Annotated in this window: 10 protein-coding genes; 9 read left to right on the top strand and 1 reads right to left on the bottom strand. The window is 36.1% G+C overall.

The features are described from left to right. Window positions 1-116: 116 nt before the first annotated feature. The gene (locus tag NCC77_RS15270; RefSeq protein WP_250836358.1) at window positions 117-1,328 is read right to left on the bottom strand and encodes an MFS transporter; all 1,212 of its coding nucleotides are present in this window, start codon (window positions 1,326-1,328) and stop codon (window positions 117-119) included. Between the two features lie 101 nt (window positions 1,329-1,429). Here NCC77_RS15270 and NCC77_RS15265 point away from each other — a divergent pair, with 101 nt between their 5' ends. The 9 genes from NCC77_RS15265 (at window position 1,430) to NCC77_RS15225 (ending at window position 21,910) form a co-directional block, all read left to right on the top strand. Then, window positions 1,430-2,248: an AraC family transcriptional regulator gene (locus NCC77_RS15265; RefSeq protein ID WP_250836357.1), complete on the top strand. Its 819-nt coding sequence runs from the start codon at window positions 1,430-1,432 to the stop codon at window positions 2,246-2,248. A gap of 433 nt (window positions 2,249-2,681) precedes the next feature. After that, window positions 2,682-4,868, top strand: a complete 2,187-nt coding sequence (locus tag NCC77_RS15260; RefSeq protein ID WP_250836356.1) for an alpha-L-rhamnosidase-related protein — start codon at window positions 2,682-2,684, stop codon at window positions 4,866-4,868. Window positions 4,869-5,038: 170 nt separating this feature from the next. Continuing rightward, complete coding sequence (locus NCC77_RS15255) at window positions 5,039-6,715, top strand: glycoside hydrolase family protein (protein ID WP_250836355.1); 1,677 nt, start codon at window positions 5,039-5,041, stop codon at window positions 6,713-6,715. A gap of 140 nt (window positions 6,716-6,855) precedes the next feature. Continuing rightward, the gene (locus NCC77_RS15250; RefSeq protein ID WP_250836354.1) at window positions 6,856-7,983 is read left to right on the top strand and encodes a glycoside hydrolase family protein; all 1,128 of its coding nucleotides are present in this window, start codon (window positions 6,856-6,858) and stop codon (window positions 7,981-7,983) included. Window positions 7,984-8,181: 198 nt separating this feature from the next. Beyond that, window positions 8,182-11,511, top strand: coding sequence for a glycoside hydrolase family 2 TIM barrel-domain containing protein (locus tag NCC77_RS15245; RefSeq protein WP_250836353.1), 3,330 nt, complete (start codon window positions 8,182-8,184; stop codon window positions 11,509-11,511). Window positions 11,512-11,788: 277 nt separating this feature from the next. Next, on the top strand, window positions 11,789-15,244 hold the full coding sequence (locus NCC77_RS15240; RefSeq protein ID WP_250836352.1) for a glycosyl hydrolase: 3,456 nt from the start codon (window positions 11,789-11,791) through the stop codon (window positions 15,242-15,244). A gap of 274 nt (window positions 15,245-15,518) precedes the next feature. After that, window positions 15,519-16,943 (top strand): sialate O-acetylesterase, encoded by a 1,425-nt coding sequence (locus tag NCC77_RS15235; RefSeq protein WP_250836351.1) that lies wholly within the window; start codon window positions 15,519-15,521, stop codon window positions 16,941-16,943. A gap of 86 nt (window positions 16,944-17,029) precedes the next feature. Beyond that, window positions 17,030-19,435 (top strand): DUF5703 domain-containing protein, encoded by a 2,406-nt coding sequence (locus NCC77_RS15230; protein ID WP_250836350.1) that lies wholly within the window; start codon window positions 17,030-17,032, stop codon window positions 19,433-19,435. 15 nt (window positions 19,436-19,450) lie between these two features. After that, a complete protein-coding gene (locus NCC77_RS15225; RefSeq protein ID WP_250836349.1) occupies window positions 19,451-21,910 on the top strand; it encodes a pectate lyase family protein in 2,460 nt (819 codons plus the stop codon). The last annotated feature ends 61 nt before the right edge of the window (window positions 21,911-21,971 follow it).

Raw genomic sequence — 21,971 nt, 5'->3', positions numbered from 1 at the left:
TGGCTAAAGCCTTTTGAGCTTTCTATTATTTTTCATCCCGATTTATCGGGACGCAATTAAAATCTTAAATTAAAAATAAAACTTTGCGTCTTAGCGACTTTGTGGCATAAAAAAAATCACTCAACCTTCTTTTTCTTCTCCAAATTAGGCAAGAACCCAGTAATAACGCCAATTAAAGGCAGAAACGCACAGATCTTAAATACATATTCAATACTTGTAGCATCGGCAATTTTTCCTAAAATAGCAGAACCTAAACCGCCCATTCCGAAAGCAAATCCGAAGAAAAGACCCGCTACAAGTCCGACTTTTCCGGGCATTAATTCAGTAGCATAAACCAAAATCGCAGAGAACGCCGAAGAAAGAATCAATCCGATAATTACAGATAAAGTTCCAACCCAGAATAAAGAAACGTAAGGTAGCATTAAAGTAAACGGAGCAACGCCTAAAATAGAAACCCAGATTACATATTTTCGGCCGTATCGATCACCAATTGGACCTCCAATCAAAGTTCCTGCTGCAACTGCGCCTGAAAACAAGAACAGATAGACTTGCGACTGCTGAATTGAAATATGGAATTTGTCAATCAAAAAGAAAGTATAATAGCTTGTGATACTGCTCATATAGAAAAACTTAGAGAAAATCAGAATCAATAAAACAACTAACGAAACAATAACTTTATTTTTTGATAAATGATGCGTTTCAACTTTATATGCCGATTTATTAGCATTTCTCTCGGACAAATGTGCCGTGTACCAAATCGCAATTTTATACAATGCAAAAATGCCGACTAAAGCAATAATGCAGAACCAAGCGACAAAACTCTGTCCGTGTGGAATAATGATAAACGCTGCCAATAAAGGACCGATAGCGCTTCCTGCATTTCCTCCTAATTGAAAGATAGACTGGGCTAAACCTTTTTTTCCGCCTGAAGCTAAATGGGCTACGCGAGAAGATTCTGGGTGGAAAATAGAAGATCCAATTCCGATTAAACTTACTGAAAGTAGTAAAAAAGTAAAATTAGTGGAAATAGAAACCAAAAATAATCCGATCATTGTAAAGCACATTCCAACAATAAGCGAGTATGGTTTAGAATTTTTATCGGTATACATTCCCACAAATGGCTGTAAAATAGACGCTACCATTTGATAAGTCAAAGTAATAATACCAATTTGAGTAAAACTTAAACTAAAATTATCTTTTAAAAGCGGATAAATAGAAGGAACAACAGCTTGTAAAAGATCATTAATTAAATGAGAAAAACTGATGATGAATAAGATCGAATAAGTGGTTTTTTTAACTATGTCAGGATTTGCTTTGATAGTGTCCATGAGATATTTTTTGATTTTTAAATTAGGTTAAAAAACAACAGCTGTATTATTTTTTGCAAAGATTAAAAGAATACTAATGTCAGAATTGCTATATTTGGACAATGAATAACCAGATTCGGACATATCGAATGGCGCAGGAGCATGGATACAGACTTGATCCATCAATACCTGTTATTGGCTATACCGAAATGGTAACCAACGAAATGTGTATTTCGCACTCACATCCACGTGGACAACTTATTTATGCCACGCGTGGTGTAATGAACGTTGTAGTTGGTAATAATATTTGGGTTGTGAATCCGTTGCAGGGCTTGTGGCTTCCGGGCGGAGTAGAGCATCAGGTTACTTTTCAGAAAGACGTTAATTACTACAGCGTTTTTATCGATCCATCTGCAATGGAAGGATTGCCGACAAATAGTTTTTCCTTTGATATTCCGATGTTTTTAAAACAGTTGGTTTTTAAAATCATTTCTTTTGGTATAGAAGGAAATCTCACTCCGCCACAAAAAAGAATAATTTCTGTTTTCTTGGATGAATTGGCTTTAATAGAACCAAGTGCGACTTTCTTGCCAACAACCAATCATGAAAGACTTCAAAAAGTTGTAGAGCTTTTAATGGAAGATATTGCCAGCAAAAACACGATAGAATATTACGCCGAAATTTCTTTTATGAGCACTAGAACTTTGTCTCGCTTATTCATAAAAGAATTAGGAATGAATTTCAGCGACTGGCGTACACGTTTAAAATTATTGGAAGCGATAAAACGTTTGGGTGAAAAACAATCGATCAAAGAAATCGCCTTTAATTTAGGTTACGAAACTACAAGTGCTTTCATTTATATGTTTAAGAAGCATTTGGGCAAAACGCCTTCTAATTATATTTTAGAAGATGAAAATGAATCTGAAAGGATGATTGCTTAGATTGTTAGTCTAAATTAGAACGCGGATAATACAGATTCGCTATCGCGAAGACGCGGATTTGGACAGATTTTTTAAACACATAGAAACATAGGTTTTTTTACTTAGCGAAATAGGGAATAAAAAATGACTAGTCATTAACACATAGCTATGTGTATTCATGAAAGTGAAACGCCTTTTATAGACAAAGTAATTCTATGTTTCTATGTGTTAAAAAAATAAATCTGTTTTCATCCGCGTCTTCGCGATAGCGAATCCGTCTAATCACTGTCCCATAAAATTGTAACATCATTTTTTTTAGTACTAAAAAAGTGATAAGCCATAATTTTTCCCTTAAAAAATTATCAAAAAGTACTGTTTTTTATGAAATAGCAGGATAGTGCAGGTTGTGAAATGTAAAGATAACACTTATCTTTAGTCCCAAAATACACTAACTATGCTAAACCGCTTTTCCATTTTTAAGACTTTACTTCTTTTTGTTGCCCTTTTTTGTTGTTCGTTATCATCAGCACAAGAAAAACAAAAAGAAGCTACATGGATCTGGTATCCAGGAGATTTTGAAGTTTGGTTAAGCAATAAAATGCAGGTAAGGCGTACAGAACGCGAAGCTGTATTTCCTCCACTTTGGCAATATTACAGTCCGTATGCCTTGGTTACTTTTCAGACAGAAGTAGATATTCCAAAGCCAGACGAAGTGAAAATCTTCTCAGAAGGACCTTTTCAATTACTTTTAGATGGCGTTCAAATTTACGGACAGCCAAAATCAATTACAGTTCCTGCTGGAAAACACAAAATCTCCTTTAAAGTTTATAATCAGGAAGTATTGCCAGCTATTTATATTTCAGGTCAATACGTTAAATCTGATGCTTCGTGGAAAGTAACCAACGAAGATAAACTTTGGATTGATGAAACTGGAAAAGCACAACAATCTGGTACGCCTTGGGTTCCTGTTGGTTCTTGGAATTTTAATTCGCCAGAAAATAAACCTTCTGAGTTTAAACTTACAACGAAACCTTTAAGCGCCAAAAAAACAGAAAAAGTAGGAGCAGGTCAATTAGTAGATTTTGGGAAAGAAACTTTTGGTTACATTAAAATTCACGGTTTAAAAGGAAAAGGCAAACTAGCATTGTATTATGGAGAATCTCGTGAAGAAGCTTTGGATTCTGCCAAATGCGAAACTTTAGATCATTTATCTTTTGATGGAAAACAGCCTGAAACCTATACACACGACGGATCGAAAGCATTTCGTTATGTTCAAGTTCAAGCAGATGCAGGTGTAAAATACGATTCTATTTCGATGTTGTATGAATATTTGCCATTAGATTATCGTGGCGAATTCAAATCTTCGGATGAACAATTGAATAAAATTTGGGATGTGTCGGCTTACACGATGCATTTAACCTCTCGTGAATTTTTTATAGACGGAATCAAACGTGACCGCTGGGTTTGGTCTGGCGACGCTTATCAAAGTTATTTAATGAATTATTATTTGTTCTTTGATTCGGCTTCGGTAGAACGAACGCTGTTAGCACTTCGTGGAAAAGATCCTGTAACGGCTCACGTAAATATCATCATGGATTATTCGTTGTATTGGTTTGTAGGTGTTTATGATTACTACTTGCATACGGGCGACACGAAATTCATCAAAACTTTTTATCCAAGAATGAAATCGCTTATGGATTTCTGTTTAGAAAGAAGAAATAAAAACGGATTCCTTGAACCATTAGAAGGCGATTGGGTTTTTATTGACTGGGCAGACGGACTTCCAAAAACAGGAGAAGTGAGTTTTGAACAAATGCTTTTAGCGAGAAGCCTTGAAGCTATGGCTGTAAGTGCAGAAATTGCTGGCAAAACCGAAGACCAAAAACAATATCAAAAACTAGGTGATGATTTAAAAACCAAATTATTTGATGTTTTTTGGGATAAAAAAGAAAATGTCATGAAGCACCAGCGCATCGACGGTAAAATGCAAAATATTGTAACCAGATACGCTAATATGTTCGGTATTTTCTTCAATTATTTTAATGAAGAACAAAAACAAAGCGTAAAAAATAAAGTGCTGCTTAATAAAGATGTTCTTCAAATCACAACTCCATACATGCGTTTTTACGAGTTGGAAGCATTGTGCGCAATGGGCGAGCAGGATTATGTTTTAAAAGAAATGAAAGACTATTGGGGCGGCATGCTGAATGAGGGTGCGACATCTTTTTGGGAAGAGTACAATCCAAATAAAAAAGGAATGGAACATTTAGCGATGTATGGTCGTCCTTACGGAAAAAGCCTTTGCCACGCCTGGGGAGCAAGTCCGATTTACTTATTAGGGAAATATTATTTAGGTGTAAAACCAACGGCTCCTGGCTATTCTCAATACGAAATCAAACCAAATTTAGGAGGTTTAAAATGGATGGAAGGAAAAGTGCCAACACCAAACGGCGAAGTTGCCATCTATTGCAGTACCAAAGAAATTAAAGTAAAAGCAGGCGAAGGAGAAGGAAAATTGATTATCGAAAGTTCAAGCAAACCAAAAACAAATTCAGGAACAATTACAGAATTAGCAAAAAATAAATATCAGTTGATTGTAAAACCGAATGTAGAGTATAAAGTGAGTTATAAGGCTTTGTGAGTTATGAGTTATGAGAGATTAGTCGATAGTTTATAACGTTCAGTTTGTCATTCCGAGGAACGAGGAATCACACTCGTAACCACAAAGATTGTCAACTATAGTTGCGGAATTTCTAGTGCGATTTCTCCCTTCGGTCGAAATGACAAAAAAATCAAAAAAATAAAAAACCAATGTTTTCAAAAAATAAAAAATACAACTTCAAATTAAAAACAGCATTCTTAATGCTATTAACCGTCTGCATCCAAGCCACAGCACAAACAACCGCATGGAAACCAGCATCATTTGAAATCGTAAAATCCAATTGCAAAACTTTCAAAACCACCCAATATGCTCATGTTTTCTCAGGAAGCAAACACAATATTGTTCGTTTAGCTCCAGAATTACAAGGTTTAACGGGAATTGAACTTCCTTTAGATAAATATAAAAATGGAACTAATGCTCCTTTGCAGTTAAAGTTTAAAGAATCTGTTACGGTTTTAGTTGCGGTTTTTCAGGATAAAAATGATGAATATCTTCAGACTGATAAACTTCAAAATGCCAAATTAATTTTAGAAAACGGAGCTACAATTACAGGTTTACCTCCTGTAAATGTTTATGCAGTTTCATTTCCAAAAGGAACACAAACTTTAAATCTTGGAAAAGGATTATTTGCCGTTTTAGGGGTTGTAAAAGCTTCTGAAAAACTTGAACCAAGAAATGCCAATTTCCCAGACGGAAAACTTTGGAACCCAACTTTTATCGTTGAAGGATTTTCAGATGAAAAACCGCTTTTCGAAATTATCGGCGGAGAAAATAAACCCGTTATTGATGAAGGAATGCCAGGAACAGAAGGAATTCAAGGTGGTTTTGAAGGCGGACGTGTGGTAAAAGTAGGCGATACATATCATATGTTTCCAACGGAAAGAGCTGGTGAAAAAGGAGTTGATTATTACTACGATCGTGTAAAAACCAAAATCGGACATTGGACAAGTAAAGATGCCGTCCATTGGAAAAGAGAATCTACAATCTACCAAGCGAGTGGTGTTTATGCCGTTACAGAGAACGATAATCCAATGAATGATCGTCGCGCAGCCATTTGGTCTTATATGCCTGTTTTTAATGAAAAAGCAAATAAATGGTACGGCTATTATTTGGCTTACACCGTTAGTAAAGAAATAGAGCCAAATCATTCATTCGGAAGAATATGGCGTTGCGAGTCGACTGTTGAAGGAATCAACGGAATCGGTGGACCTTATAAAGATATGGGAATCATTATGGAACCTGGATTAGATTCTCAGCCTTGGGAAGGACGTCAAGGTGTTGCTTCGTTTTTTCCGTATCAAGTCGGCGATAAATATTTCGGATTTTACAGCGGTGCGTATCCGTTTAATTCATGGGCAGATTATCCGAAGAAATCAGGAAAAGGCTGGTTTGTGGCTTTAGCCGAATCCAAAAGTTTAGAAGGTCCTTGGTTGAGAATGAACAAAGGTCTGGAACCAATTAAAACCATGCATCCGTTATTCGTAGAAAATCCAATTGTAAGTCAATTACCAAACGGAATGTACATTGCTATTTTCGATGGAGGTCCAGACGGCTGGGGACATCATTTACCAAATATGATTGCGTATTCATTATCAGCAGACGGAATTAATTGGAAAGAAGCGCATTATCTTCCAATAGAAACCAAAGTTGATAAATGGTGGGATATTATGAGAACGCCTTTGTGTTTAATCCCAGAAGGAAATGATGTTTACACAATAGTGTATAATGCAATCGATTTGAAAAGAAGATTTCATCCAACAGGAATGGTAAAAGTAAAACTGAATAAAGATGTAATGGAATCACGTTTAAAGGAATTAAAAAAATAATTTCACGCAGATTTTGCAGATTTTGGCTGATTAACGCAGATAAAAATCAATTAATAATCTGCTTAAATCTGTAAAATCTGCGTGAAACAAAAAATGAAAAACTTAGAGCCTTAGCGCCTTCGTGGCAAAAAAACATAAAAATGAAAATTAAATACCTAATCCTAACCATTTCAGCACTTGCTATAACCAGCTGTGCAACTAAATACAAGAAAAGAGAAATTACAGACAGCGTAATGCAGGAGATTTACGAAGAAATCAAAACGCCTTATAAATACGGTTTGGTAATGGTTCCTACCGACACCTCATACAAAATGGATTGTCCGAGTGTATTTAGAAAAGACGGAAAATGGTACATGACGTATTTAATTTATGATGGAAGAGGTTACGAAACTTGGTTGGCAGAAAGCGACAATCTATTAGACTGGAAACATCTAGGAAAGGTAATGTCGTTCTCAGAAAACGAAAAACATTGGGACGTCAACCAAAAAGCAGGTTATATTTCGTTACAAGATCCAACTTGGGGCGGAAGCTACGAATGGGAAAAATACGATGACAAATACTGGATGAGTTATTTTGGCGGAGACAGTAAAGGTTATGAAGCAGGCGTTTTATCGATCGGAATGGCTTATACCAAAGAAGCACCGACAAAACCGCACGAATTTCAAAGATTAGAAAATCCGGTTTTAACGCCAAAAGACAAAAACGCTAAATGGTGGGACAATAGTACGATGTACAAAAACAGCGTGATTCGTGATAAGGATAAATTGACAGGACACAATTTTATCATGTATTATAACGCCCGTGGCGATAGTATCAATCCTGCTAAAGGAGCAGAGCGCATTGCGATGGCAGTATCAAACGATATGAAAGAGTGGAAGCGTTATGGCGACAAACCATTAATTAATCATCATAAAGGAATCTCAGGAGATGCTTATATTCAGAGAATTAATGATACTTGGGTAATGTTCTATTTTGGAGCTTTTTGGACGGGTTGGAATCAAGGTGCATTTAACCGTTTTGCCGTTTCAAATGATTTAGTAAACTGGACCGACTGGAAAGGCGACGATTTAGTTAAATCATCTGAACCTTATGATGATATGTTTGCGCATAAGTCATTTGTGGTAAAACATGATGGTATAGTCTATCATTTTTATTGTGCCGTAAATAAAGCAGAACAAAGAGGAATTGCCATTGCAACTTCTAAAGATCTGGGAAAAAGCAAATTGAATTTTGTGGCACCGCCGGAGAAAAAGACAAAGAAGAATTAAGACTAAAGTACAAAGTATTAAGATAAAATATGTTTTAAACCTGTCAGGTTTAATTACACAAAATAAATAAAGACCCAGTTTGTCATTTCGAGGAACGAGAAATCACACTCGTAACCACAAAGATTATCGATTATAGTTGCGGAATTTCGAGTGTGATTCCTCCTTCGTCGGAATGACAAAAAAACTAAAAATAAAATAATGTTTCAGTCAATTCAAAATAATAACTTTTCAAGGTTTCGATTTTCGATACCAAAATCGGTATTCACATTTTTCATTTTACTTTTTACAATAAGCATAACTCACGCCCAATCCGTAACAGGAGAGCCAGCGGGAATTCCAGAACTTCACAAAAAATACGAATTTGCTCCGTGGGAAGATCCAACAATCACAAGTATCAACAGACAGCCTTCAAGAGCAACTTCATATTCATACGCAAGTGTGGAAGATGCTTTAAAAGGCGACAGAACCAAGAGCCGAATCCAGATGTTAAACGGCGATTGGGATTTTAAATATGCTGTAAATCTAAAAGAAGCTTCAAAAGATTTTTATAAAAATACTGTTTCAGGCTGGGATAAAATAGAAGTGCCATCAAACTGGGAAATGAAAGGATACGATAACCCAATTTACAAAAGTGCCGTTTATCCATTTAGACCCATAAATCCGCCATATATTCCTAAAGATTATAACGGAGTTGGTTCTTACCAAAAAAGTTTTACTGTTCCGGAAAACTGGAAAGATATGACCGTGACTTTACATTTTGGAGCCGTAAGTTCAGGTTTTGAAGTTTGGCTAAACGGGGAATTTTTAGGTTATGGCGAAGACAGTTTTCTGCCATCAGAATTTGATATTACACCTTATTTAAAAGCAGGAGAAAATGTAGTTTCTGTTCGCGTAATTCGTTGGACAGATGGTTCTTATTTAGAAGATCAGGATCATTGGCGCATGAGCGGAATCCAGCGTGAAGTTTTTATTATGGCCGAGCCGAAATTGCGTATTCAGGATTTCTTTGTTCAAACCAAATTAGACAAACAATATACAGATGCGATTTTCAAATTACGTCCAAAAGTAGAGAATCTGACTGGAGCAAAAATCAAAGATTATACTATGCATGTTCAGTTGTACGATGCAAATAATACTGCTATGTTCAAAGAACCGCTTCAAAGACCTGTAATCGATTTGATTAACGAAAGTTATCCGCGTTTGGATAATGTTCGCTTCGGATTCTTTCAGGAAACCATTAAAAATCCAAAGAAATGGAGTTCAGAAGAGCCAAATTTATACACGATGGTCATTTCGATAAAAGACAAAAACGGAAATGTTACAGAAGCCAAAAGCTGTAAAGTAGGTTTCCGTTCGATTGAATTCTCCAAGGAGAACGGAAAAATGCTCATCAACGGAAAAGAAACCTATGTATATGGCGTAAATCGTCACGATCATCATCCGACAAGAGGAAAAGCCGTTACGAGAGAAGATATCAAACAAGATATTACCACAATTAAAAAGTTCAATTTCAACTTTATACGTACAAGCCATTATCCAAACGATCCTTATTTCTACGAATTATGCGATCAATACGGAATCATGGTGATGGACGAAGCCAATCAGGAAACACACGGAATTGGCGGAAAATTAAGCAACGATCCGCTTTGGACAAATGCTTATATGGAACGAATGATTCGAATGGTTGAAAGAGACAAAAACCATCCATCGGTCGTAATGTGGAGTTTGGGTAACGAAGGCGGAAAAGGACCAAATCACGCTGCTATGTCAGGTTGGGTTCACGATTTTGATATCACACGTCCCGTACATTACGAACCAGCGCAGGGAAATGCCAAATTAGACGGATATATTGATCCGCTTGATCCAGGATATCCAAAAACAATCGATCACGCTTATCGATTCGAAAACCCGCAGGATGATTCGTATGTTGATATGGTCAGCCGTTTTTATCCGGGCGTTTTCACTCCGAAATTTTTAGTAGATCAAAAGAAAGATACACGTCCGATTATTTTCGTTGAATATTCGCATGCGATGGGAAATTCAGTTGGAAATTTAAAAGAATTATGGGATGAATTCCGTTCGCTTCCAAGAGTTATTGGAGGCTGTATTTGGGAATTTAAAGATCAGGGAATCGTGAAATTTGATTCCAGATCAGGTCAGAATTATTTTGCGCACGGAGGAGATTTTGGAGAAAAATACCATGACGGAAACTTCAATACAAAAGGAATTGTAGATTCAAACGGAAAACCAAAAGGTTCAATTTTTGAAAACAAATGGGTCTATCAGCCAGCGATTTCAACTTTAAACGGAAATCAGTTAGAAATTAAAAATCGTCAGGCAGTTAAATCTTTAGAAGGTTATATTCCGGTTTTAAAAGTGTTGGAGAACGGAAACGTAATCAAAACTCAGATTTTAAAACCATTTAAAGTAGAAGCAGGACAATCCACAACATTAGATATCAGTTCTTATCTTCCAAAAATGAAAGCTGATGCTGAATATATTTTAAATATAGAATTCCAGCTTTCAAAGGATGAATTGTGGGCTTCAAAAGGTTACGCTGTCGCGGAAGATCAGTTTATATTGAAAAAGAAAGAAGTTGTTTCTCCAGAATCTAAAAAAGAAACTTTAAACGTTTCTGAATCCGATTCTGATTTTAAAATCAAAGGAAAAACTTTTGATATTACGATTGGAAAAACAAACGGAGCTTTGAGTTCTTATATTTTTAACGGAGAAGAACAAGTTTTTGCACCGCTATTGCCAAACTTTGTAAGACCACTTACAGACAATGATAAACGTGGTTGGAAATCGCAAAAGTTGTTGAAACAATGGTACAAAGCAAAACCAAAATTGGTTAACATTTCAATTGATAAATCAGCTTCTGAAATTAAAATCACAAGTGATTACGAAATTATAAAAGACAGTGCAAGCGTAAAAGTAGTTTACAACATTTTACCAAAAGGACTAATAAAAGTAGATTATAGTTTAAAGGCTTCAAACAAACTGCCAAACATTCCAAAAATCGGAATGCAGATGGGGGTTCAGAGAAAATTCGACCAAATTTCATGGTACGGAAAAGGAGAACTGGAAAATTACAGTGATAGAAGTTTCGGTTCGTTTGTTGGGAAATATTCTCTTCCAATAAATGATTTTGTTGAACATTATCCAAAACCACAGGAAAATGGAAACAGATGTGATGTAAGATGGATGGCATTAAGTACTCCGCAGAAAAATAATGGGTTTTTAGTGGTAAATGATTCTAAAGTTTTAAGCATGAGTGCTTGGCCGTATACACAGGAAAATCTAAGTTCATCAGGTCATACGTACGATTTGAAAGAGCCAGGATTCCTGACTGTAAACATCGATTTAATTCAAATGGGAGTGGGAGGAAATGATAGCTGGACGATTGTTGCACAGCCATTAGAACAATATCAAATTAAATCTGGAGATTATCAATATAGTTTTTATTTGACGCCTTTTAACGGTTCAAAAAATGAATTGGAAAGTAGCTTGAAGAAATTTAAGTATTAGTTAATTGATAATTGATAATTGATAATTGATAATTGATAATTTTAAAATTAAGAACTAAAAGTTAAATAAAAATAATCTCTTAAATCTGCAAAATCTGCGAGAGTAAATTTTTCCCGCAGATTTTGCAGATTAGGCAGATTTGTAAGATCAATTAGAAATTAAAGATACAGTTTGTCATTTCGACGAAGGAGAAATCTTAGTAAGAAACTCCACAAAGATTGGACTTTCGTTACGGAGCTACTTGTGGAGATTTCTCCTTCGTCGAAATGACAAAAAAATGCCACATATCAAACCCGACAAGTTTCAAAAACCCGTCGGTTTTACAAACGAAATAAAACAAAGAATAATGTTTCAAAAAAAACACCTCTTTTTTATCCTCCTTTTGGCGAGTTTCGTCTCTGCACAGGAAATCCATAAAAAAGAATCTTTTCAGCCAACATTAGAATCCTCAAGACCTTGGGTGTATTGGTATTGGATGAAATCGGCGTATTCTAAACCCGGAATTACAACCGATTTAGAAGCGATGAAACAAGCCGGAATTGCAGGCGCTTATTTAATGACTATTAAAGGACCAGCAAATCCGCCATTGATAGATCCGCCAGTTTTACAGTTGACGCCTGAATTTTGGGATATTATTCATTGGGCTTTTAAGGAAGCAGATCGTTTAGGATTAAAACTGGCTTTTCATGGAGCTGACGGATTTGCCGTTGCAGGCGGACCATGGATTACACCAGAAATGTCGATGCAGAAAGTAGTCTGGTCAACGACTGAAATTTTAGGTGGAAAAAAAGTTGCGTCGAAATTGCCAGTTCCAGTACATTACAAAGATTATTATAAAGATATTGCCACTTTTGCTATTCCGATTAAAGAATACCAAATAACTTCACAGATGCAACTGCCAAAAGTGACGACATCAAACAACACAGATGCTTCGTTTTTGGCTGATCCTAAAAAAGATGAAAACTTCAAATTTGCAGATGCAGGTTGGATTCAGTATGAATTTGCACAGCCTTTTGCCTGTAAATCTATTGTAATAGAAACTAAAGGAAGAGATTTTCAAGCACAGCGTCTGATTGTAGAAGTAAGTGATGATGGAGTTAATTTTAGATTCCACGAAAGAATGATCGCGCCGCGTCACGGCTGGCAGGATATGGATTTTCCAAATACGCATACTATTACGCCGGTTACAGCAAAATATTTCAGATTTGTTTATGATCCAAAAGGAACAGAGCCCGGAGCAGAAGATTTGGATTTTGCTAAGTGGAAACAGAATCTGAAAGTGAGTAAAATTACACTTTCGAATCAATCTCTGATTAATAATTACGAGGGAAAATCTGGAGCAATCTGGCGTTTGACTCCTCAGACTACAGAAAAAGAAGTACCAAATTCTGACGCGTTTAAAAAATCAGAAATTATCAATATTTCGAATTTTGTTGATGCTGATGGAAACATGAACTGGAAAGCACCTAAAGGGAAATGGAAAATTATCCGAATGGGACATACTTCTACAGGACATGAGAATGCAACTGGCGGAGCAGGAAAAGGACTGGAAGTAGACAAATTTAATCCAGAATTAATTCGTTTTCAGCTAGATCATTGGTTTGGAGAAGCTGTTCGTTCGGCTGGGCCAGAATTGGCTTCAAAAGTTTTAGAAATTCTTCATTTTGATAGCTGGGAATGCGGAAGCCAAAACTGGTCTTCGGTTTTTCAGGCCGAATTTAAAAAGAGACGTGGCTACGATCTTGTAGAATATCTTCCTGCTATGGCCGGAATTCCAATAGAAAGTGCCGATTTCTCTGAGAAAGTTTTATACGATGTCCGTAAAACAATTGCCGATTTAGTAGCTGATAATTTCTACGGAACTGTCGCTCAAATTGCAAAAGAATATAACGTTAAGTTAAGTTCAGAAAACGTCGCACCAACCATGATGAGTGACGCTTTGTTACACTATAAATATGTCGATTATCCAGGTGGAGAATTTTGGCTGAAAAGCCCCACACACGACAAACCTTTTGATATGGTCGATGCCATTTCGGGTGGTCATATTTACGGAAAAGATATTATTCAGGCAGAATCTTTTACGGCTCTGCGAATGGATTGGGACGAACATCCGGGGAATCTAAAAACAACGGCAGATCGTAATTATGCTTTAGGAATTAACCGTTTATTTTATCACGTTTTTGTACATAATCCGTGGACGGATAGAAAACCGGGAATGACTTTAGACGATATCGGAACTTTTTTCCAGAGAGACCAAACTTGGTGGAAACCTGGAAAAGCTTGGTTTGATTATTGCCAAAGAGTACAGTTTCAATTGCAAAAAGGAAAACCTGTAATTGACTTGGCCGTTTTTATTGGCGAAGATTTTCCTTCTCGTTCTTTTGTTCCAGATCGTTTGGTGCCGTTTATTCCAAATGTTTTCGGAAAGGAAAGATTGGAAAGCGAGAAAATCCGTTTAGAAAATGAAGGTCAGCCAACGGCTAAAATGCCAAAAGAAGTTACCTATTCTAAAAACATAACCGATTTGTCACAATGGATTAATCCGCTAAATGGCTATCAATATGATTCCTTTAATGCTGATGTTTTGATTAACCGTGCGAAAGTGATAAACGGAAAAGTGACATTTGAAGGTGGAATTGAATACGGCGCTTTATTCTTTCCAGGAAGTCATAAAATGGCACCAAATAAGATTTTATCTTTGGCTTCCGCCGAAAAAATATTGCAATTGCTAAAAAACGGAGCAACTATTTTTGTAGATGAAAAGCCCAATATTCAGCCAGGAATTCAATCAGAAGCCGATCAAAAGAAATGGCAGAATATAATTGATGAAATTTGGAATAATGCCTATTTATCAACATGGAAAATAGGAAAAGGAACAGTTATAAAGTTGCCTTATTTAGGAAATGATTTTTCTTCCATCGGAATTTCTCAAGATGTTTATTTTCCAAATTTAAACAGAGCCGATTCTGAAACGATTGCTTGGACACATCGCAAATCAGATACCGAAGATATTTATTTCATTTCCAATCAAAAAGGAGAAAAACGTTCATTTGATGCATCTTTTAGAATAGTTGGAAAAGTTCCGCAATGGTACAATCCTGTAACAGATCAAACTTCGGCTTTCGCCAATTGGAAAATAGAAAACGGAAGAACAATTGTTTCGATAGCTTTAGATGCGAACGAATCTGGTTTTGTAATTTTTAAAGAGGAAACAAAAGAGATTTTGGCTCAAGGAAAATCTTCTGAATTTGAAAAAGTACAGACTTTAGATGAAAATTGGGAATTGCGGTTTGATTCTGAATTTAAAGGTCCAAAAGAGGTTGTAAAAACCAACAAACTTTTTGACTGGAGCACTTCTGAAAATGATCAGATTAAGTATTATTCAGGAACTGTTATTTACAAAAAAGAGTTTATCTTTAAAGGAAAAGAAACCAATAAAACCTGGTTAGATTTAGGTGAAATTGCAAATATCGCTGAAATCAAAATCAACGGAAAAGATTGCGGAACGCTTTGGACTTTCCCTTTCAAAACAGATATTTCAAAAGCTATACAAAAAGGAAAAAATTCAATAGAAATTAAAGTCACAAATACTTGGGCAAATAGATTAATTGGCGATCAAAAATTGCCAAAAGAAGAAAGATTAACGTGGACAACAGCGCCGTTTCGTTTAGAAGGAGAACCTTTGTTGAAAGCGGGATTATTTGGACCAGTAAGCATCATAAAAGAAAAATAAAAGTTAGCCACAGATTAAAGGATTAAAAGGATTTTTTTTTGACAAAGAAAGAAGTTAGTTGCCTCCAGCTTTAGTTGGAGGTTAAGAAGAAGATGAGAATTGGGCTTTAGCCAAAAGTTAGTTTGGCTAAAGCCCATTGAAAATAAACATTTAATATCCCTCCAGCTAAAGCTGGAGGCAATTGAAAAATAAATATTCGCCACAGATTAAAGGATTCCCACAGATTAATAATCCTTTTTAATCCTTTAATCTGGGGCAAAAAAAAAACAAAAAAATGAAAAGATCAATTATTGCATTATTAACGATTTTAGCGAGTCTTCAAATCAATGCCAAAATTAAACTGCCAGCATTGTTTACTGACAATATGATGCTGCAGCAAAAATCGAACGCACCCATTTGGGGTTGGGCAGAAAAGTACGCCAACATTTTAATAAAAACTTCTTGGGATTCTAAAACCTATAAGGTAAAAGCAGATGCTTCAGGTAAATGGAAAACAGAATTAAAAACGGTTTCATTTGGTGGCCCATACACGATTGAAGTTTCTGAAGGAAACGAAAAAGTAACCATCAAAAATGTTTTGTTGGGCGAAGTTTGGCTTTGTTCAGGTCAGTCGAATATGGAAATGCCGTTAAAAGGATTTCAAGGACAACCTGTTAAAAACGGAAACGAAATTATCGTAAGATCAACCAATAAAAACATTCGTTTAATCACGATTCCAAGAGCAACAGTTTTAGAACCTTTACAAGATTTTGAAGGGAAATGGGAAGAAGCTTCTCCAAAATCGACATCCAATTTTAGTGCTACGGCTTGGTATTTCGGGTCTCTTTTAGAGGAAGTTTTAAATGTTCCTGTGGGATTAATTCATGTTTCGTATGGAGGTTCGAGTATGGAAGCTTGGATGAATCAGGAAATGCTGAAAGATTTTGCGAGCGCTAAAATTCCGACCACAAAAGAAGAATTGGCAAAAGACCCAAATCGTGTTCCGACGACTTTATTTAACGGAATGCTTTCTCCTGTAATTGGTTACGGAATTAAAGGCTGTATTTGGTATCAGGGAGAATCGAATTACGAAAGAGCAAATGAATACACGGATTTGATGAAGAATATGGTCAGCAGTTGGAGAACATTGTGGAATCAGGGAGATTTTCCTTTTTATTTCGCTCAGATTGCGCCTTTTAATTATGCTTCTTTTCATCCAAAAGATTATTTAGAAAAATACAATTCGGCTTACATCAGAGAAGCACAGTTGAAAGCTTCAAAGGAAATTCCAAATTCGGCAATGGCAGTTTTAATGGATGTTGGAGAAGAAAATAACATTCATCCAATGGATAAAGAAAAAGGAGGAAACCGATTGGCTTTTCAAGCTTTGGCAAGAACGTACGGAATTGAAGGTTTCGAATTTGAAAGTCCAAAATACAAATCGATGGAAATAAAAGACGGTGCAGTAACAGTTTCTTTTGATGACGTAGCAAACGGAATTACATCGTATGATAAAGAAGTTTTAGGTTTTGAAATAGCAGGAGAAGACAAAGTTTTCTATCCCGCAAAAACGGTAGTAAGAAGGAAATCAGTTGTTCTGACTTCAGATAAAGTAAAAAATCCAGTTGCAGTAAGATATTTATGGAAAGATTTCGCTAAAGCGGAATTGTTTAGTGCGGGCGGATTGCCAGTTTCTTCGTTTAGAACGGATGAGTGGTAATATACAGACGCTCCTGCAAGGTTTTCAAAACCTTGTAGGTATGTTGAAGTACGAGTTTAACGACTAGTTTGTCATTTCTGACAAAAATGAGAATAAATCTGCGAGATAAAATTAAAAATAAATACCTACAAGGTTTTGGAAACCTTGCAGGAAAGAAAACGATGAAAAATAATATACTATTTATACTTCTCTTCACAACGCTTTGCCTTAAAGCGCAAATTCCCATGCTTGACAATTACAATCAAGTTTGGACAACGCAAAGCAACAATTCATCAGAATCTATGCCTTTAGGAGGCGGTGATATTGGTATGAATGTCTGGGTTGAGAAAGGCGATTTGTATTTCTATTTTTCGCGAAGCGGAACTTTCGACGAACATAATACTTTACTGAAATTAGGACGTGTGAAGGTGACTTTAAATCCGAATCCGTTTGAAGGTGCAACAGGTTTTCGTCAGGAGTTAAAACTGAAAGACGGATATGTTTTAGTTGGCCAAAATGATACTAAGATTAAACTTTGGGTGGATGTTTTTAAACCGATTATTCATGTCGATTTAGAAAGTAAAAATCCGTTGAAAATGAAGGCTTCTTATGAAAGCTGGCGTTATCAAAATCGTTATCTGAAAGGAAAAGAAAACAACGCCAATTCCTATAAATGGGCGCCTCAGGGAGAACTTATTACGTATAAAGATTCTATTTCGTTTGAAAATAATGGAGTTAAATTCTATCATAGAAATAGAGAAAATACTGTTTTTGATGTAGCCGTAAAACAGCAGAAAATGGAATCGGTTAAAGACCAAATGCTGAATCCAATTGCGAATTTAACTTTTGGCGGATTCATGAAAGGCGATAATTTAAAACCTGATGGAACATATTTAGGAAAATACCAGTCAACAGATTTTAAAGGTTTTAATTTAACAAGCATAAAACCATCTAAAAAACATTCTTTAGAAATTTATTTAAACACCAATCAATCTGATTTTTATACTTGGAATAATGGATTGCAAAGTCTGATTTCTTCGAATAAAAATACAGTAAAACAAGCTGAAAAAAACACTCAAAAATGGTGGAATAATTTCTGGAATCGCAGTTTTATTTTTACTCAGAAAAATCAATCGATTGAGAAAGATTTGGTGTATCAAATCGGGCAGAATTATCAATTGTTCCGATATATGCTCGGATGCAATGCGTACGGAAAATATCCAACGAAATTCAACGGCGGACTTTTTACCGTTGATCCTGTTTACACGAATAAGGATTTAGATTTTACACCCGATTTCAGAAATTGGGGAGGAGGAACTATGACAGCTCAAAATCAGCGATTGGTTTATTTTCCGATGGTAAAAAGCGGCGATTTTGATATGATGAAATCGCAATTGGATTATTACATAAGTCTTCAAAAAAATGCTGAGTTAAGAAGCAAAGTGTATTGGAATCATAACGGTGCATCATTCACAGAACAATTAGAAAACTTTGGACTTCCAAATCCAGCAGAATACGAATGGAAACGTCCCGCAGATTACGATCCGGGAATGGAATATAATGCGTGGCTGGAATACGAATGGGATACCGTTTTAGAGTTCTGCCAAATGATGTTGCAGCAGAAAGAATATGCTGGAGAAGACATTCAAAAATACAATCAATTTATTATAAGCTGTCTTCGTTTTTTCGATGAGCATTATCAATATTTAGCCAAACAAAGAGGCAGAAAATCTTTGGACGGAAACGGGAAATTAATTCTTTTTCCGGGTTCGGGAGCAGAAACGTATAAAATGACAAATAATTCGAATAGCACTATTTCAGCTTTACAGGTAATTACAGAAAGTCTTTTAAACCTTTCAGGGAATCAATTATCAGTCGAAGACGCGGCATATTTAATAGATTTTCAATCAAGAATTCCGCCTTTAAATTTCGGGCAGATTGAAAATCATAAAGTTCTACTTCCTGCTAAAACATGGGAAAGGATTAATAATTCTGAAGTTCCGCAATTGTATCCCGTTTATCCGTGGGGAATTTATGGTGTTGGAAAACCTGATTTGGGAACGGCTTTAAATACATGGAAATATGATCCAGATGCTTTAAAATTCAGAAGTCATATTGGATGGAAACAGGATAATATTTTCTCGGCTCGTTTGGGTTTAACCGAAGAAGCGGCAAAATATAATACGTTAAAAATGGCGAATTCAGAAAGACGTTTTCCAGCTTTTTGGGGACCAGGATTTGACTGGGTTCCAGATCATAATTGGGGCGGATCGGGAATGATTGGTATGCAGGAAATGCTTTTACAAGAAGCAAACGAGAAGATTTATCTTTTCCCAGCTTGGCCAAAAGAATGGAACGTCCATTTTAAATTGCATGCCAAACAAAATACAACAATTGAAGCCGAACTCGTGAATGGAGAATTGAAGGTTTTAAAAGTAATTCCAGAAGAAAGAAAAAAAGACATTATAAATCTGTTAGGAAAATCTGAAGCAGAGAAAACAAAATTAAACTAACTATTGCCAACTATAATGATAAAGAAATTAATAAGTGCTGCGGTTTTGTCCATGCTTTTGACCACAAATGGACAAGCACAATCAGTCGCAAATACTGATAAACAAGTTGTAAAAGTGGACTTTGACTTTTTTCAAAGAAGACTAGAAGAAGTTCATGACCCAAGTTATGATTCGTGGGTAATTAATGAAGGAAAAGAAGATGCCAAATCTTTCAATAATGTGTCTTTTAAATTAAAAGGGAATTTTACTTCAAAATGGTACAAGGTTGGAATGAGTGCGCCTCATTATAACAAATTGGGAAGTGACGGTTTGGTTACGGCTGAACATTTAGAATTGAAAATCAGCGGATTGAAAGCTGGAAAACATACACTTTTGACTTTTCATAATGCCTTTGATGTGATTACAGGAAAAACTTTTTCTCCGGTCAAAATCTATGTAAACGGAAAACTTCAGGAAACCGTAAATGCAAGTCAGAGAGCCAATGCTAAAATTGATGCTTCGATGGCGTATATTACTTTTAATGCTGAGAAAGGTAAGGAGGTAATTGTTCGTTTTGAAATTGATTCAACTTCGAATCCTGATATTGTAAAACAGATTGTAATCAACGGTTTTGAAATTGATACCCCAAACTTAATGAATCAGGCCAGAACTCCAGAACCAAAAAACAGGGACGAACATGTGGAAGTAACTAAAAATGTGATTTTGAAATGGGACGCTCCAAAAAGTGTTGTGTCTCATAAGTTGTTTTTTGGTGAAGATAAAAATGCAGTAGAAAATGCAACTGAATCTTCAAAAGAGTTTAAAGGAAAATTGACGGATAAAAACTTTACAGTTTCGGATTTATACAGCGGAACCACTTATTACTGGAGAGTAGATGAAGTCGATACTAAAGGCGAAGTAACTCAAGGTAATGTTTGGTCGTTTAAACCTGCACAATTAGCGTTTCCAGGCGCTGAAGGTTATGGACGTTACGCAGTTGGAGGTCGTGGCGGAAAAGTAATTGAAGTGACTAATCTAAATGATGATGGACCAGGAAGTTTACGTGATGCCATCAATCAGGAAATTGGGCCAAGAACGATTGTTTTTACTGTCTCGGGAAATATAAAACTGGAATCTAGATTAGTGGCAAATCAGCCCTATATTACTATTGCAGGACAAACTGCTCCTGGTGAAGGAATTACCATTAGCAGAGCTCCAATAGGTTTGACCGGAAATGATGGAGTCATGAGATTTTTAAAAGTTCGTATTGGAGGCGGTAGAACGTTTGACGGAATGGGATTAACGGGTGCAGATTATAGTATTATCGATCACTGCTCGATTAGCTGGACAATTGATGAATCGTTTAGTTCACGAGGAGCGCATCACATTACATTACAGAGAACTTTAATTTCTGAAGCGTTAAATGTTGCGGGACACGGAAAATACGAAGCTGGAAAAATGCACGGTTATGCAGCGACAATTGGCGGCGATATTGGAAGTTTTCATCATAACTTATTAGCTCACAATTATGGACGTAACTGGAGTATTGGCGGTGGTTTAAGTGGTGACGGATTCTACACTGGAAGATTGGATATTACAAATAATGTGGTGTACAATTGGGGAAAAAGAGCAACAGACGGCGGTGCAAACGAAGTGAATTTTGTAAATAATTACTATAAACCAGGTGCTTCAACTGCAATTTTTGTGGCGCTGAATGCACAGCATGAAGGGGTTGGAAAAGGTATGCAACGTTATTATTTTGACGGAAATGTTATGCCGGGTTATTTTGATGAAAAATCTCAGGAGAAAGGCAGAAAATTTACTACAACAAATAAAGAGAAAGTGGAGTATGAAACTTTCGTAGATAAACCATTTTTTCCTTCTTACGTAGAAACACAATCAGCGAAAGCGGCTTATAAAAATGTACTTTCAGATGTTGGTGCCAATCAACCGTTTTTTGACAAACACGATAACCGAATTATTGATGAAACTTTAAAAGGAACTTTCACGTACAAAGGAAGTAAAAGCGGTTTAGGTGGAATGATCGATAACGAACAAGATGCAGGAGGATGGCCAAATTTTGTATCAGAAACTCGTCCAGCAGACTGGGATACAGATCATGACGGTTTGCCAAACTGGTGGGAAAAAGCTTTTGGGTTAAACGAAAATTCGCCTGCTGGAGATTTCTCAGATGCAAATCAAGATACTGATAAAGATGGATTTACACAGCTGGATAATTATTTAGACTGGTTGGCTCAGCCTCATTATTTTGTAAATTCTGGGGAGAAAAAGATTTTAAGTGCTGCAGATTATTTCAAAGGTTATGAAAAGAAACCTGTGTATACGTTCTCAGAGCTTAAAAATGGAAAAGTAGTTTTAAAAGGAAAAGAAATTCAGTTTACAACTGTTGAAAAAGGATTTGCTTCTTTCGTCATAGCGGTAAAAGATGCAGACGGAGATTCAATGAGCAGAACCATTAATTTCTTTATTAAATAAAAAAAAGGTTTCACGCAGATTTTGGCTGATTTAGGCAGATCTGCGCAGATTTTTTTTTAAG

The organism is Flavobacterium tyrosinilyticum (assembly GCF_023656565.1).
GTDB lineage: Bacteria > Bacteroidota > Bacteroidia > Flavobacteriales > Flavobacteriaceae > Flavobacterium > Flavobacterium tyrosinilyticum.
The sequence above is the reverse complement of the archived record's forward strand: the minus strand, read 5'-3'. Positions and strand labels throughout refer to the sequence as shown.

Coding starts and splice junctions, on each gene's coding strand:
- NCC77_RS15270 (WP_250836358.1), bottom strand. CDS start 1,328: ATGGACACTATCAAAGCAAATCCTGACATAGTTAAAAAAACCACTTAT.
- NCC77_RS15225 (WP_250836349.1), top strand. CDS start 19,451: ATGATAAAGAAATTAATAAGTGCTGCGGTTTTGTCCATGCTTTTGACC.
- NCC77_RS15255 (WP_250836355.1), top strand. CDS start 5,039: ATGTTTTCAAAAAATAAAAAATACAACTTCAAATTAAAAACAGCATTC.
- NCC77_RS15250 (WP_250836354.1), top strand. CDS start 6,856: ATGAAAATTAAATACCTAATCCTAACCATTTCAGCACTTGCTATAACC.
- NCC77_RS15265 (WP_250836357.1), top strand. CDS start 1,430: ATGAATAACCAGATTCGGACATATCGAATGGCGCAGGAGCATGGATAC.
- NCC77_RS15260 (WP_250836356.1), top strand. CDS start 2,682: ATGCTAAACCGCTTTTCCATTTTTAAGACTTTACTTCTTTTTGTTGCC.
- NCC77_RS15240 (WP_250836352.1), top strand. CDS start 11,789: ATGCCACATATCAAACCCGACAAGTTTCAAAAACCCGTCGGTTTTACA.
- NCC77_RS15245 (WP_250836353.1), top strand. CDS start 8,182: ATGTTTCAGTCAATTCAAAATAATAACTTTTCAAGGTTTCGATTTTCG.
- NCC77_RS15235 (WP_250836351.1), top strand. CDS start 15,519: ATGAAAAGATCAATTATTGCATTATTAACGATTTTAGCGAGTCTTCAA.
- NCC77_RS15230 (WP_250836350.1), top strand. CDS start 17,030: ATGAGAATAAATCTGCGAGATAAAATTAAAAATAAATACCTACAAGGT.